Source organism: Nocardia sp. NPDC004860 (assembly GCF_040609015.1).
GTDB lineage: Bacteria > Actinomycetota > Actinomycetes > Mycobacteriales > Mycobacteriaceae > Nocardia.
In genome coordinates this window covers 17,049-30,205 of the sequence record NZ_JBEXJI010000039.1, presented here as the reverse complement: position 1 = coordinate 30,205, position 13,157 = coordinate 17,049, and the positions used below count along the sequence as shown (strand labels likewise).

14 protein-coding genes are annotated in these 13,157 nt (G+C 68.4%); 7 read left to right on the top strand and 7 right to left on the bottom strand.

Annotated features, from left to right (window positions below; genetic code table 11):
* Nucleotides 1-15 precede the first annotated feature (15 nt).
* Both meaB and ABZV44_RS40990 read left to right on the top strand, forming a co-directional pair.
* Entirely contained in the window at nucleotides 16-1,014 is a 999-nt protein-coding gene (gene meaB / locus ABZV44_RS40995) for a methylmalonyl Co-A mutase-associated GTPase MeaB (RefSeq protein ID WP_354849385.1), read from the top strand.
* Between the two features lie 5 nt (nucleotides 1,015-1,019).
* The gene (locus ABZV44_RS40990; RefSeq protein ID WP_354849250.1) at nucleotides 1,020-1,526 is read left to right on the top strand and encodes an N-acetyltransferase; all 507 of its coding nucleotides are present in this window, start codon (nucleotides 1,020-1,022) and stop codon (nucleotides 1,524-1,526) included.
* A 60-nt stretch (nucleotides 1,527-1,586) separates the two neighbouring features.
* Here the strand turns inward: ABZV44_RS40990 and ABZV44_RS40985 are convergent, their stop codons facing one another.
* Together ABZV44_RS40985 and ABZV44_RS40980 are read right to left on the bottom strand one after the other, a co-directional pair.
* Entirely contained in the window at nucleotides 1,587-2,564 is a 978-nt protein-coding gene (locus ABZV44_RS40985) for an alpha/beta hydrolase family protein (RefSeq protein WP_354849247.1), read from the bottom strand.
* Nucleotides 2,565-2,758: 194 nt separating this feature from the next.
* Nucleotides 2,759-3,943, bottom strand: a complete 1,185-nt coding sequence (locus tag ABZV44_RS40980) for an acyl-CoA dehydrogenase family protein (RefSeq protein ID WP_354849245.1) — start codon at nucleotides 3,941-3,943, stop codon at nucleotides 2,759-2,761.
* Nucleotides 3,944-4,144: 201 nt separating this feature from the next.
* Here ABZV44_RS40980 and ABZV44_RS40975 point away from each other — a divergent pair, with 201 nt between their 5' ends.
* From ABZV44_RS40975 to ABZV44_RS40965, 3 genes are read left to right on the top strand one after another with little or no spacing between them, the layout of a single operon-like run.
* Nucleotides 4,145-4,597, top strand: a complete 453-nt coding sequence (locus ABZV44_RS40975) for a MarR family transcriptional regulator (RefSeq protein WP_354849383.1) — start codon at nucleotides 4,145-4,147, stop codon at nucleotides 4,595-4,597.
* Entirely contained in the window at nucleotides 4,597-5,019 is a 423-nt protein-coding gene (locus ABZV44_RS40970; protein WP_354849242.1) for an organic hydroperoxide resistance protein, read from the top strand. Before ABZV44_RS40975 ends, ABZV44_RS40970 begins: the two co-directional genes overlap by 1 nt.
* 11 nt (nucleotides 5,020-5,030) lie before the next feature.
* Nucleotides 5,031-6,026, top strand: a complete 996-nt coding sequence (locus tag ABZV44_RS40965; protein WP_354849239.1) for a zinc-binding dehydrogenase — start codon at nucleotides 5,031-5,033, stop codon at nucleotides 6,024-6,026.
* On the opposite strand, the gene ABZV44_RS40960 is transcribed toward ABZV44_RS40965, so the two are convergent.
* From ABZV44_RS40960 to ABZV44_RS40950, 3 genes are all read right to left on the bottom strand, one after another.
* The gene (locus ABZV44_RS40960) at nucleotides 6,012-6,374 is read right to left on the bottom strand and encodes a DUF1304 domain-containing protein (RefSeq protein WP_354849236.1); all 363 of its coding nucleotides are present in this window, start codon (nucleotides 6,372-6,374) and stop codon (nucleotides 6,012-6,014) included. The genes ABZV44_RS40965 and ABZV44_RS40960 overlap by 15 nt on opposite strands.
* A 114-nt stretch (nucleotides 6,375-6,488) precedes the next feature.
* Nucleotides 6,489-7,289 carry an amidohydrolase family protein gene (locus ABZV44_RS40955; protein ID WP_354849380.1) on the bottom strand — a complete coding sequence of 267 codons (801 nt, stop codon included), beginning with the start codon at nucleotides 7,287-7,289 and terminating at the stop codon, nucleotides 6,489-6,491.
* Between the two features lie 83 nt (nucleotides 7,290-7,372).
* The gene (locus ABZV44_RS40950; RefSeq protein WP_354849377.1) at nucleotides 7,373-8,404 is read right to left on the bottom strand and encodes a nucleoside hydrolase; all 1,032 of its coding nucleotides are present in this window, start codon (nucleotides 8,402-8,404) and stop codon (nucleotides 7,373-7,375) included.
* A 133-nt stretch (nucleotides 8,405-8,537) separates the two neighbouring features.
* Between ABZV44_RS40950 and ABZV44_RS40945 the strand changes: the two genes are divergently transcribed.
* The gene (locus ABZV44_RS40945) at nucleotides 8,538-9,110 is read left to right on the top strand and encodes a TetR/AcrR family transcriptional regulator (RefSeq protein WP_354849233.1); all 573 of its coding nucleotides are present in this window, start codon (nucleotides 8,538-8,540) and stop codon (nucleotides 9,108-9,110) included.
* Nucleotides 9,111-9,137: 27 nt separating this feature from the next.
* On the opposite strand, the gene ABZV44_RS40940 is transcribed toward ABZV44_RS40945, so the two are convergent.
* Both ABZV44_RS40940 and ABZV44_RS40935 read right to left on the bottom strand, forming a co-directional pair.
* On the bottom strand, nucleotides 9,138-10,685 hold the full coding sequence (locus ABZV44_RS40940) for an MFS transporter (protein WP_354849231.1): 1,548 nt from the start codon (nucleotides 10,683-10,685) through the stop codon (nucleotides 9,138-9,140).
* A gap of 189 nt (nucleotides 10,686-10,874) precedes the next feature.
* On the bottom strand, nucleotides 10,875-12,245 hold the full coding sequence (locus ABZV44_RS40935; RefSeq protein WP_354849229.1) for a CoA transferase: 1,371 nt from the start codon (nucleotides 12,243-12,245) through the stop codon (nucleotides 10,875-10,877).
* A gap of 65 nt (nucleotides 12,246-12,310) precedes the next feature.
* Between ABZV44_RS40935 and ABZV44_RS40930 the strand changes: the two genes are divergently transcribed.
* Nucleotides 12,311-13,099: an alpha/beta fold hydrolase gene (locus tag ABZV44_RS40930; protein ID WP_354849226.1), complete on the top strand. Its 789-nt coding sequence runs from the start codon at nucleotides 12,311-12,313 to the stop codon at nucleotides 13,097-13,099.
* Nucleotides 13,100-13,157: the final 58 nt, after the last annotated feature.

Below are 13,157 nucleotides of genomic sequence, written 5' to 3'. Positions count from 1 at the left end.
CAGCCCGCCACTCCGGTGGCGCGCCGAGCGATCGACGTCGACCAACTGGCCGCGCAGGTCCGGGCCGGGGAGCGGGCCGGGCTGGCCCGCGCCATCACCCTGGTCGAATCGACCCGCACCGACCACCGGGACCTGGCCCAGCAGCTGCTGCTGCGACTGACCCCCGAAGCGGGCAAGGTGGTGTCCAATCGCGTTGGCATCACCGGCGTTCCGGGCGTCGGCAAGTCGACGTTCATCGACGCGCTGGGCATGTACCTCATCGGCCAGGGCCACCGCGTGGCGGTACTGGCCGTGGACCCGTCCTCGACGCGGACCGGCGGCTCGATCCTCGGCGACAAGACCCGCATGGCGCGACTGTCGGTGGAACGGGACGCCTTCATCCGGCCGTCCCCCACGGCCGGAACCCTCGGCGGCGTGGCGAAAGCGACCCGCGAGACCATCGTGCTGCTGGAGGCGGCGGGCTACGACGTCATCCTGGTGGAGACCGTCGGTGTCGGCCAGTCCGAGGTCACCGTCGCCAATATGGTCGACGTCTTCTGCTTCCTCACCCTGGCCCGCACCGGCGACCAGCTGCAAGGAATCAAGAAGGGCGTCCTCGAACTCGCCGACCTGGTGGCCGTGAACAAGGCCGACGGCCGCCACGAGCTGGAGGCCAAGGCCGCTGCCCGGGAGCTTCAAGGCGCCATGCGGCTCATCCACCCGCGCGAATCCCTGTGGCGTCCACCGGTTCTCACCATGTCCGGCCTGAACGGCATCGGACTGGATTCGTTCTGGGACACGGTCCTCACCCACCGCCGCGTCCTCACCGAAGCAGGCGAGTTCGCCGAGAAGCGCCGCCGCCAGCAGGTCGACTGGACCTGGACCATGGTCCACGACAGCCTGCTCCGCCGCCTCACCGAGAACCCGAACGTCAAGGCCCTGCGCACCCAGGTGGAAAAACAGGTCCGCGACGGCTCGCTCACCCCCGCTCTCGCCGCCGAAGAAATCCTCCGGGCCTTCGACGAACGGTCTTGAGCCCCATGGACATCCGGATCCGACCAGGTACCGAATCCGACGCGGAAGCGGTCGCCACGCTGCACACCGCCAGCTGGCGCACCGCCTACGCGAGCATCATGCCCGACAGCTACCTGAACGGCGCGCTGACCGACGACCACAAGGCGCTCTGGCACAGCCGCCTGACCGGCGACCGGTCCGAAGGCGACCTGTTCATCGCCGAATCCGGCTCGGAAATACTCGGATTCATCTACCTCGCACCCCGCGCAGACGGCCGCATTCTCATCGACAATCTGCACGTCGGCCCGACCCTCAAACGAGCCGGCATCGGCTCCCGCCTCCTGCACCACGGATTCGAATGGGCCGCTGCCGAATACCCGGGCCGCCCCGTCTACCTGGAAGTCCTCCAGGCCAATACGCCCGCCATCGCCTTCTACGAGCGCCACGGCGGCCACCCCGGCGAACCCCGGACCGCACACTTCCCCCAGGGCTTCGATCTTCAGGAACTGGAAATTACCTGGTCACGCAGCTGATGCGGGAATCGCGATCAGTCGATCGATGCGACGCAGCCGGGTAGCCTTGTCTTTCTCTTCCTAGACTCCCAGAGCCCCCGCGAAAAGCGGCCAAGAGTCATGGATGTCGTCCTGCCAGTACGGCCACGCATGCGTTCCATTCCGATACACCACCTGCGCCGGAATCCCCAGCGAACCCAACTCTCCGACAAGCGAATCCGTACAGCCTCGCACCACCGTCTCCATGGCCCCACCCACGGCCAGCCGATCCGTCAGCGCGTTGACATTCCCCCCGATGCTGGGATCGGTGAGCGAGTCATGAACTCCCAGAACGCCATTCCCCGCGGAAATGTACAGCGCCACACCGCGCAGTCGGTCCGCGTTGAGAACCGGGTCGTGGGCGCTCCAGGCCGGATTGTCGTCGCCGCCCCACATATTGGCGGCATTCGCGCCGAACAGCTCGAGCGTGGATCGCACATAGGCCCGCGCCGCCGCGTCCGCCGTGCGCGGGCAACCGCTGAAGGAACCCACCGCCTGATACATACCGGGTGCTTGGATGGCGAGGTTGAGTGCGGAGGTGGCCGACATCGATGCGCCCGCGACGGCATTGCGCCCCGTCATTCCGAATCGCGATTCCAGCAGCGGCGGCAATTCGTGAATGAGGAAAGTGGACCATTGGTTCCGGCCCAGTGTCGGATCATCGGCGACCCAGTCGGTGTAGAAGCTGGCACGGCCGCCGATCGGGGTGATCACATTGACCGGCTTGTCGGCGAAGAACTGGGCGACATCGGTGCGATTGGTCCACGGGCCGCCGGTCTCACCGCCGTCCACCGCATTGAGCAGGTACAGGGCGGGCGCGGGGCCGTCCGGGTGTGAAACCCACACCGGGATGGTCCTGTTCATGGCCGCCGAGTAGACGGTGACCTCGTACTGGCGGCCGCCCAGCGGGCGCACGTCCACGATGGAAGCCCTATCGCCGGGGTCGGCCGATGCGGTGACGGGCACAAGGACAGCAAACGTGGCGATCAGGGCAACGAGGTAGCGCGACAGCCGATGCATGACAGCGAGTATGTCGCTTTTGAGGCTATTTTCCCGACATAATCGTGCGTGTTGTTCTCCCGAATGCCCTGCGGTGACGTGATTGCATCCTTCTCGAAACCGTTCGGTAGCAAACTTGTAGCATCCCCCATCGGGGCGGCCTGGAAGCGCGGCCCGCCCGGCGCGGAAACCGTGCCGGGCCGACCCGGCGGTGGTCAGATCATGGCGCGCAGCGGACCCTCGGGCTCGATGCCCATGATGGTCAATGCCGTCGAGTGGTACAGCGATCCGGGCGTGTGGATGGCGTGCTGCAGACCCACGTGCGCGTCCCGCCAGAACCGTTGCATGACGTTCTGCCGCCGCACCGCATTGCCGCCGGATCGGGCGAAGATCTCGTCGACCGCCGACACTGCCCGCCAGGCGCAGCGAACTTGATTGCGCCGCACCAGGGAACGGTCCTCGAAGGTGATGGTCTTCCCGGCCTCGGCCTGGTCGTAGAGGCGGCTGATGCCGTCCAGCAGCTGAGTGCGCGAGGCCGCGATATCGGCCGCCGCCTCGGAGATGGCCGACAGGACGTACGGATCGTCCTTGATCTTGGTGCCCATGGCTGTGACCCGGTCGCGCTGATAGTCCAGGTGCGCCGCGAGCGCGCCCTCGGCGATGCCGATCACCGCGGAGGTGATGCCCAGCGGGAACATGGCCCAGAACGGCAGCTTGTAGACCGTCTCGGTGCGGCCCGCCCGCTCGGCCGCGATCTCACCGGCCGCGACGGCATCGAATTCGATGGTCCGATAGGCCGGGATGAACGCGCCGTCCACGATGACGTCCTTGCTGCCGGTGCCCTGCAGCCCGATGACATCCCACGAGTCGTCGACGATCGTGTAGTCCGTGCGCGGCAGCACCACGTGCAGCACGGTCGGCGGCATGACCGGATTGCCGTCGGCGTCACCGAGCAGCGCTCCCAGGAAGATCCAGTCGCAGTGATCGGTGCCGGAGGAGAAGTTCCAGCGACCGCGCAGGGTGTATCCGCCGTCGACCGGCGTCGCTACGCCCTGCGCGGCGTACGGCGAGGCGATCCAGGTGTCCGGGTTCTCGCCCCACACCTCGTTCTGCAGCCGCCGGTCCATCAGTGCCATCTCCCACGGGTGCACGCCGCCGACGCCGCATACCCAGCCGGTGGACCCGCAGTGCCGGGCCACGGCCATGACCGCCTCGGCGAAATCCCGAGGATGCGCGGCGTACCCGCCGAAATCGGCGGGCTGCAGCAGCCGCATCACCCCGGCCTGACGGATCAGCTTCACGCTCTCGTCGGAGAGCTTGCCCAGCCGCTCGGTCTCCTCGGCGGTCGCCGCCAACTGGCCCGACAGCTCCGCGACCCGGTTCACTACCTCGTGCGTCATCGCAACTCCCACTGGTTCGGTGTGCCCCCATTAGAACGCGTTCTAGCGGAGGTGTCCGGGAATCCGCCTGTCGGCGAGCGAAATTCCCGATGATCGGAACCCGGCCCTGCGGCAGGGTCCGGGCGATGTTATCGCCGGGTGTGACGCAGCAGACCATCAATTAGATTGTGCACAATCTAATTGATGGCTACCGTATTGGACATGACCGATGAGATGGCGCTGGAAAACCAGCTGTGCTTCGCGCTCTACTCGGCGTCGCGGGCCATGACCGCCATGTACCGGCCCCAGCTGGACGCCCTGGGCATCACCTATCCGCAATACCTGGTGCTGCTCGCCCTCTGGCAGCGCGACGACCGCACAGTCGGCGATCTGTGCTCGGCGCTGGAGCTGGACTCGGGCACGCTGTCGCCACTGCTCAAGCGGCTCGAGGCGGCGGGCTTCGTGGCACGCCGCCGCTCGACCGCCGACGAACGCCGCGTGGAGATCACGCTGACCGACCGCGGACGCGAATTGCGTTCGGCCGCCTGCCGGATCCCGGCGCGATCGGCCGAGATCGCCGGCCTGCCCGGCGAGGAACTGATCCAACTGCGGGAAACCCTGCACCGACTCACCGAAGCTCTCACCGCCCACACCAGATCCAAGGAGACCCCCTGATGAACGTGCTCTACACCGCCGAAGCCCTCGCCACCGGAGACGGCCGCAACGGCCAGGTCCGCACCGATGACGGCAAGATCGACGCCACCCTCTCGATTCCGAAGGAGATGGGCGGCAACGGCCTCGGCACCAACCCGGAGCAGCTCTTCGCTGCCGGTTACGCGGCCTGCTTCCACTCGGCGCTGCGCACCGTGGCGCGGTCGCTGAAGGCGAACGTGGACGACTCGGCCGTGGGCGCGAAGGTCGGCATCGGCCCCAATGACGCCGGCGGGTTCGGCCTGGCCGTTACCCTCGAGGTGTCGCTGCCGCACCTGCCCCTGGACGAGGCGCGGGCGCTGGCGGACAAGGCTCACCAGGTGTGCCCGTATTCCAATGCCACTCGCGGCAATATCGAGGTCGACGTCATCGTGGTCGAAGACTGAGGAGGATGAGCATGCGTGCGGTAATCATCGAACAGTTCGGCGAGCCCGAGCAGGTCCTGACCACGGCCGAGCGGCCGGTGCCCGAGCCCGGGCCGGGTGAGGTGCGGATCGCGACCACGCTGGCCCCGATCCACAATCACGACCTGGCCATCATCCGGGGCGTCTACGGCTACCGGCCCGAGCTGCCCGCCATCCCGGGCACCGAGGCCGTCGGCCGCGTCGACGCCCTGGGCCCGGGGGTCACCGGCCTGGAAATCGGTCAGCGCGTGACGGTTTCGGGTGTGCAGGGCGCGTGGGCGGAGTACTTCGTGGCCAAGGCGGGCGGGATCGTCCCGGTGCCGGATGCGGTGTCCGACGCGACCGCGAGTCAGCTGCTGGCCATGCCGCTGAGCGCACTCATGCTGCTCGAGGATCTCGATGTCGAACCCGGCCAGTGGATCGCGATCAATGCCGCCAATGGCGCGGTGGGACGACTGGTGAACCAGCTCGCCCGCGCCCGCGGCGTCCACGTCCTGAACCTGGTGCGCAGCGCGGCGGCCGCGAAGTCGTTGCGGGAGCTGGGCTTCGAACCGGTGCTCGAGACCGAGTCGGGGGATTGGCAGCAGCAGGTCGCGGAGGTCACCGGCGGCGAACCGATCGCCCGTGCGGTGGACCAGGTCGGTGGGCCGGCCGCCGATGACCTGCTCTCGGTGCTCGGTCCGCGTGGTGAGCTCATCACCTTCGGCGCGCTGTCGGGTCAGCCGCTGGTGCTCAACCCCGGCCCGATCATCTTCAAACAGGCCGTGGTGAAGGGCTTCTGGGGTTCCAAGCGCGCCGAGGAGATCGGCGGTGACGAACGCCGCCGCCTCATCACCGAGCTGGTGACCCTGGCCGCGCGCGGCGAACTGGACCTGGCCATCGAGGCCACCTACCCGCTCGCGGAGGCCGCCGAGGCCGCGGCCGCCAGCGAACGCCCGGGCCGCAATGCCAAGATCGCGCTCAGCGCCGCGGCGCTACCCGGCCAGTAGGACCGCGATCAGCGTGATCGCGCCGGGCAGCGCCTGCCCGACGAAGATCCGGCGGCTCGCGGTCGCCCCGCCATAGAGTCCGGCCACCACGACGCAGGCCGCGAAGAAGATCTTCGCGGCCTGCCCCACCGGATCGGCGGCAATCAGACCCCAGATCAGCCCCGCCGCCAGAAAACCGTTGTAGAGCCCCTGATTCGCGGCGAACACCTTGGACTCCTCGGCGAACTCGGCCGTGACGCCGAAGCCCGCGCGCACCCGCGGCGTGGTCCACAGGAACATCTCCATGATCAGGATGTAGACGTGCAGCGCGGCGAGCAATCCGACCAGGATGTCCGCGACCAATCGCATGACCGACCCGCCTTCCGTGAGGTTTCAGCCGACATCGCGTCTCATCGTGTCAGACCTGTGCGCCGGAAGGCCCTGAGCGCATCGTCGAAACCCGGAGTGTCGCGCCCCGGTGAGCTATCCGATGCCGAAGAGGTCCGCCGCATTGCGGTAGCAGACCGCTCGCAGCCAGTCGTCACCGAGACCGAGCCGTTCCAGAGCGAACAGCGCATGGCCGTAGGAATAGGGAATGTTCGGGAAGTCGCTGCCGAACAGGATGCGATCCCCGAGGTCCCGTAGGCGCGGCAGCTCGGCGGCGGGGAAGGGGTCAGCGGCCTCGAAGAAGTCGGTGAAGTTCATGGTGGTGTCGAACAGAACTCCGGGGTTGTCCGCGGCGATGTCGAGGAACTCGCTGTACTCGGGCGCCCCCATGTGCGCGATGATCAAGCGTAGTCGCGGGAACCGCCGCAGCAGTTGGGCGATCGGCTCGGGACCGGTGAATCGCCCGGCGGCAGGACCGGATCCACAGTGCGTGACCACCGGGATGCCCGCCTCCTGGACCAGTCCCCACACCTCGTCCAGCAATGGATCCGCCGGATGGTAGTTGCCAACCTGGATGTGCAGCTTGAAGATTCGCGTCCCCGACTCGATCGCGGCACGCACATACTCGGCCGCGCCCGGCTCCGGATAGAAGGTCGACGTGTGCAGGCAGTCCGGGGTGCGGGCGGCGAAATCGCCGGACCAGTCGTTGAGCCAGGCCGCCATCTCCGGCTTGTGCGGGTAGACCATCGAGGTGAAGGCGCGAACGCCGAAGCCGCGCAGGGTCTTCAGCCGCACCTGCTCCTCGGCGCGGTAGGTGATCGGCCACTCGCGGTGGCCGAGCAGTGGCCCCGCCGAATCGAAGTAGCCCCACACCTTGCGCAGCACCTGTTCGGGCATGAAATGCGTGTGGACATCGATGATTCCGGGCAATCCCAGCCGCGTATGGAGATCGGTGACGTAGTCGAGGTCCTGCTCGTCGGTCACCGGCTCGAATCTCCTTCCGCGAACACGGTTCGCGCGTAATCCCCGACCCGGTCGACGAGCCGCTCGAAGAACAGCTCCGGATCGGTCCCGATCACGATGTCGGCGTTGGGTTCCCGCCCCCACATGCCCGCCCAGTCGGCGACCGTGGTGGCACGGGTGATGGTTCCGGTCAGCTCCACGTCCACGGTCGCCGGTTTGGTGACGGCCAGGCTCGGGTCCAGTGCCACGGCCGCCGCGAACGGGTCGTGCATGTGCGCCAGATACCCCTGGTCGTAGAGCTTGTGGAAGTCGAAGTAGAAGCGGATCGCATCGGTCAGGTACCGCACCAGCGGATTGCTGGCCGCCGACCGCGCCTCGGGGGGATCGTTCTCGCTGACATGCTCCACCGGTGTGCTCCCGGCCCGTTCGGCCAGCAGCGCCAGGTGTTTGGGCTTCATCTCGATGGTCTCGGTGATGTCGAGCGCGCACACGATGGGCCGGCGGTCGGCGGGCGCGGCGGAGAAGGCGTCGAACACCTCCTTGGCCGCTTCCGGATCCACGTGCACGTTCCACTCGTTGGTCGGGGTGGTGTTGCCGGGATGGTTGAACGCGCCGCCCATGATCACCAGGCGCCGGAGCAGCTGCGGCAGTTGGGGTTCCATCCGCAGCGCCAGGGCGAGATTGGTGAGCGGTCCGGTGCACAGCCCGACGATCTCGCCCGGATGCTCGCGCACCAGGTCCACCCACAGCTGGGCCGCCGATCGGTCGGACAGCCTCCGGGTGGTCGGCGGCAGCTCGGCGTAGCCGACGCCCTGGGGCCCGTGGGTGTCCTCGGTGGTGCGCAGTGGCACGGCCAGGGGTGTCAGCGCACCCTGAGCGACCTCGAGCTCCGGGGCCCGCACCAGCTCGAGCAGCGCGAGATTGTTGGCGGCCACCTGCGGCGCGGGCACATTGCCCGCGGTGGAGGCGATTCCGACGATCTCGGCCTCGGGGGAGGCGAGGAGGTAGAGCAGGCCCAGGGAGTCATCGATGCCGGTGTCGTTGTCCATGAGGATCTTCTGCCGCACGCGTTCGAGGGTAGCCGTATCGATGCCGGGGCCCTGCAGGGAGGATGCTCCGGTCCCGCCAGCCTGTGAAACACCCGTCTAGAACGTTCGTCTAAGACGCTGGTAGGGTGGTCCCATGGGTAATCGAGAAGACCTCCTGGCAGGCGCCCGCAAGGCCGTCCTGGAACGCGGCCTGGCCAAGGTGACCGCCAGGGACATCGCCAGTGCCGCCGGGGTGAGCCTGGCCGCCATCGGCTATCACTTCGGTTCCAAGGACCAGCTGGTCACCGAGGCGATCACGATGGGCGTCGGCACCCAGATCGGCGACGATATGGAGGCCGCCATCCGGGACGCGGGGGAGGGCCGCACGCTGTGGGAGTCGCTGGCCGCGATCTGGAACGGCTTCGTCGATGTGGTGCAGCGCAATCGCGACGGCCTGTTGCTGAGCACCGAGAACGGCATCCAGATCGCGCGCGATCCCGCGCAGCAGGTCTACATGGCCGAGGCCAGCGCGGTCGCGCATCGGGAAATCGCCGCGGCCGTCCATGCGGCGCACCCGGATCTGACCGGCGAGCAGGCCGCGGCGGTCGCGCAGCTACTGTTCCTGCTGTTCCAGGGCCTCGCCATCCAGAAGATGATCGCGCCGGGTGCCGAACTGCTGGACGGTGATTCGCTGGTGACCGCCATCGAAGCCATCCGGGGCAGCTGAACTCACCGTCCGGCCGGCCGGGTGAACTCAGCCCGGCGGCACGTGCCGCAGCCGGGTCATGGCGATGACGGCCAGCAGCAGCGCCGCGCCCGCCGCGATGGCGGCGGTCAGGTGCATGCCGGTCAGGAAGGCGTGCTTGGCCGCCTCGGCCATGGCGCTGCCCATCTTCCCCGGCATGGTCCGGGCGACTTCGAGTGCCGCGCCCAGGGTGTCGCGGGCGGTGCGGGCGTCGGGCTCCGGCACCCCGTAGGGCAGGGTGGTGTTGAGCTGGTTGCGGTAGATGGCGATGCTGATGCTGCCGAGAATGGAGATGCCCAGCGCCCCACCGAATTCGGCCCCGGTCTCCGAGAGCCCGGAGGCCGCGCCCGCCTGCTCCGGAGGCGCGGTGCCCACGATGAGCTCGGTGGTGATGCCGAAAACCGGTGCCAGCCCGAAGGACACCAGCAGCGATGCCGCGATGGTGAGCTCCACGCCGCCGGTCGCGGTGATCCGGGTGAGCAGCAGCAGTCCGCACGCCGCCATGGCCATGCCCCCGCCGATCATGTAGGCGGGCCGCATCACCTTCATGATGCGCGGGCCCACCTGCGAGCCGATCATGAAGCCGAGGCCCGCCGGGATGGTGGCGAGACCCGCCCGCAGCGGCGACATGCCCAGCACCAGTTGGAAATACTGCCCCACGAACAGGGCGTACCCGAAGGCCACGAAGATCGCGACCATATTGATGGTGAGCGCGGTGCGGAAGCTGCCCAGCCGGAACAGCCGCAGATCCAGCATGGGTTCGCTGGTATTGAGCTGTCGCCGGACGAAGAGCGCGCCGATCGCGAGGCCGGCCGCCAGCGCCGAGACCGCGGCCGCGCCCGGACCGTCCTGAGCGGCCTTCTTCATGCCGAAGACCACCAAGAGCACTGCCGTCGTGCACAATCCGGCACTGACCAGGTCCAGGCGGCCGGCGTCGGGATCGCGGAACTCGGGGAGCACACGGGGCGCGAGAACGATCAGCAACACCATGACGGGCACCGCGAGCAGGAACACCGAGCCCCACCAGAAGTGCTCGAGCATGAGGCCGCCCGCCAGCGGCCCGATGGAGCCGCCCACCGAGTAGGACCCCACCCACACCCCGACCGCGATGGAGCGCTGGCCCGGATCGCGAAACATGGTGAATATCAACGAGAGTGTGGACGGCGCCAGGGTGGCCCCGGCGACGCCGAGCAGGGCCCGGCAGCCGATCAGCACCGGCGCTGAGGGCGCGAAGGCCGCGATCACCGAGATCACGGCGAAGGCGGCCGCCCCGACCATCAGCAGTCGCCGCCGGCCGATGCGATCGCCGATGGTGCCCATGGTGAGCAGCAACCCGGCGACCAGGAATCCGTAAACGTCGATGATCCAGAGCAATTGGGAGCTCGTGGGGCGGAGTATCTCGCTGATCTGGGGTACCGCCAGGTGCAGGACGGTGAGGTCCATCGAGTACACCAGGCAGGCCAGCGCCAGCACCGCCAATCCGGCCCATTCCCGTCTCCCCACCGAGGTGGCGCCGGCGTCGCCGGCGGCGGTGAGCAAGGGAGTAGGTGTGTCCACGATGACGTCCTCCATCCGCATGTCGACATACGGGTCGACAATTTTGATGTCGGTTTCAGGGTCTCAAATATTAACGCCGTACGTGGGATAAGTCCGGCGTGTTGAAAGCGCTGTATTGCAAGCCAATTCGCCTAATTCGCTGATGCACTTGCGGGTGTGCGTGCAGCGCGTTGTATACATTCGCGCGCGTTACGAACCGTCCGGTCGGGCTTTCCACTCGGGAGCACTCGAACCGTGGGCCGGAGCGGGCCACGGATGGTCCGGATACTCGGTCAGCGCGGGTCCGGCGGTGGTCACCGCGTCGTGGGTGAGTGCGTATCGGACATCCGGCGCCGCGGCGGGTGCGTGGGCGGGCGTCCGGCCCGGCGCGGTGATCAGCCAGGATGCCGTGCGGGCCAGGGCAACCCGGACATCGCGGCCGAGGCCGTCGCCGCGGCGCGCGCACAGCGCGTCGAGTACGCCCGCGGCGAGCAGGTATCCGCTGGCGTGATCGAGCGCCTGGGCCGGCAGGGCGCCCACGGATGATTCGCTCCGCGAATTATTCTGTGTGCCTTCGATGAGCGAAATTCCGGATGCAGCCTGCACAATGCTGTCGAAACCGCGTCGATCACCCCACGGGCCGAGTTCGCCCCAGGCCGAAACTCGGCCGTGCACAATTCCCGGGCGAATTTCCCCGGGTCGTACTCCGAGGCGTTCCAAGCTGCCTGGTCGGTAACCCGAGATGATTATGTCTGTATTGCTGATCAATTCGCGAAAAACAGGAAGTCCGGTACGCAAATCGACTACAGTGGAGCGCTTCCCCTGACAAGTGTCCAGGTACTGCCAGCCGATCTCCGGCAACCCGGGCGGGTCGATCCGCAGCACATCGGCTCCGAGCAGGGCCAATGCCCGCGTCGCCACCGGTCCGGCGATGACCCGGGTGAGATCGAGCACCCGGATCCCGCGCAGCGGGAGCAGTTGTGTTGCGGCAGTGGGGCACTCGAATCCACCCCGATCGCCGCGCTCGGCCACGGCGACGAGCGGGCCGGAGGCGGCGGCCTTGCCCTGCGGGCTGTCGGCCCACTCCCGCTCGGGGCGGACCCGCACCGCGATCGCACCGTGCTCGCCGGCCCGCTGCTCGATATCCGCCGCCGTCAGTGTCGCTGCGCGCCGGGCGAAATCCTCGCGACCGGCCGTGCCGGGCAACTCCACGGCGGCCAGCAGCCGGGCGCGATGATGCGGATAGTTGGCGTGCGTACGCACCCATGCGTCCGCAGCCCTGAAGAATCCCGACAACTCTGCGAAGATGTCCGGCGGTTCGCCGTGGAGCCGGAACAGCCGCTCGCTCGAGAAGGCCGCGGCGACCCGGGCCGGGTCGACCGTACCGCCCAGCGGCGTCACGCCGCAGGTGGTCCGCCAGCGATCCGCCGCCGCGGCGAAGGCCGCCACCGCACCGCCCGCCAGCGCCCAGACCGGCAGTGTCGCAGCCAGATTCGCACCCGGATCGACTGTGGGCAGCGGTGTGCCGGGGACGCCTATTCCGGCCTCGTACTCACCGACCAGCGCGTCGTAGGTAGCCACCATCCGACTGTATCGCCGGCACCGGGTCCGACCACGGTGGCACATCTCACGGCATACTCGATCGGATGACAGCCCAACAACTCACCGGAACCGCCTGGCTGCGCGAACTGAAATCCGCTCCCGGCCCCGCAACCGTGCTGGTCTGCTTCCCGCCCGGCGGCGGCTCGGTCACCGCCTACCGCGCGCTGGCCCAGCGCGTCGGCTCGGGTACCGCGGTGTTCGGCGTGCAGTACCCCGGCCGCCAGGACCGCCTCGGCGACGCGCCGGTGCCCGAACTCACCGAACTGGCCGATCGGGCCGCCGCCGACCTGCTGGCCTGGCCGCGGGACGTGCACCTGGCCATCTTCGGGCACAGCATGGGCGCGACCGTCGCCTACGAGGCCGCCCGCCGGGTCGAGGCGGGCGGGCGCGAGCTGACCCACCTGTTCGTCTCCGGCCGTCCCGCACCGGCTTTCGCCGAGACCGGAAGCCTGCACGCCGGACCCGACGAGGGCCTCATCGCCGATCTGGAACGCCTGTCGAACGATCCGGCGTCGGTGCGGATCCTGCGCGACGAGCCCGGTCTGGCCGAGTTGGTGCTGCCGGCGGTCCGCAGCGACTACCGCGCGGTGGAGACCTACCGGCACGAGCCCGGTGCGCCGCTGCGCGCGCCGATCACCGCGCTGGTCAGCTCCGCCGATCCGACCACCTCGGCCGCGCAGGCGGGGGAGTGGCGCGACTACACCGTCGCCGGATTCGACCTCGCCACGTTCCCGGGTGGCCATTTCTATCTGGATCTGCCGGAAAACCTGCCCGCGATAGGCGATTTGATCACCCGCGCGCTGGCCGCGGCGGTTCCGGGGCGCTCGAGTTGAGCACCCCGTCTTCGTGCGGGTAGCTTCCTCCGTTGCGTCTTCGTAGCAGGAGGGGGTT

What these genes read in the sequence shown, in the direction of transcription:
- ABZV44_RS40990 (WP_354849250.1), top strand. Translation starts at nt 1,020, where the DNA reads ATGGACATCCGGATCCGACCAGGTACCGAATCCGACGCGGAAGCGGTC.
- ABZV44_RS40955 (WP_354849380.1), bottom strand. Translation starts at nt 7,289, where the DNA reads ATGCCCGAACAGGTGCTGCGCAAGGTGTGGGGCTACTTCGATTCGGCG.
- ABZV44_RS40965 (WP_354849239.1), top strand. Translation starts at nt 5,031, where the DNA reads ATGCGTGCGGTAATCATCGAACAGTTCGGCGAGCCCGAGCAGGTCCTG.
- ABZV44_RS40930 (WP_354849226.1), top strand. Translation starts at nt 12,311, where the DNA reads ATGACAGCCCAACAACTCACCGGAACCGCCTGGCTGCGCGAACTGAAA.
- ABZV44_RS40975 (WP_354849383.1), top strand. Translation starts at nt 4,145, where the DNA reads ATGACCGATGAGATGGCGCTGGAAAACCAGCTGTGCTTCGCGCTCTAC.
- ABZV44_RS40970 (WP_354849242.1), top strand. Translation starts at nt 4,597, where the DNA reads ATGAACGTGCTCTACACCGCCGAAGCCCTCGCCACCGGAGACGGCCGC.
- ABZV44_RS40945 (WP_354849233.1), top strand. Translation starts at nt 8,538, where the DNA reads ATGGGTAATCGAGAAGACCTCCTGGCAGGCGCCCGCAAGGCCGTCCTG.
- ABZV44_RS40980 (WP_354849245.1), bottom strand. Translation starts at nt 3,943, where the DNA reads ATGACGCACGAGGTAGTGAACCGGGTCGCGGAGCTGTCGGGCCAGTTG.
- ABZV44_RS40960 (WP_354849236.1), bottom strand. Translation starts at nt 6,374, where the DNA reads ATGCGATTGGTCGCGGACATCCTGGTCGGATTGCTCGCCGCGCTGCAC.
- ABZV44_RS40985 (WP_354849247.1), bottom strand. Translation starts at nt 2,564, where the DNA reads ATGCATCGGCTGTCGCGCTACCTCGTTGCCCTGATCGCCACGTTTGCT.
- ABZV44_RS40950 (WP_354849377.1), bottom strand. Translation starts at nt 8,404, where the DNA reads ATGGACAACGACACCGGCATCGATGACTCCCTGGGCCTGCTCTACCTC.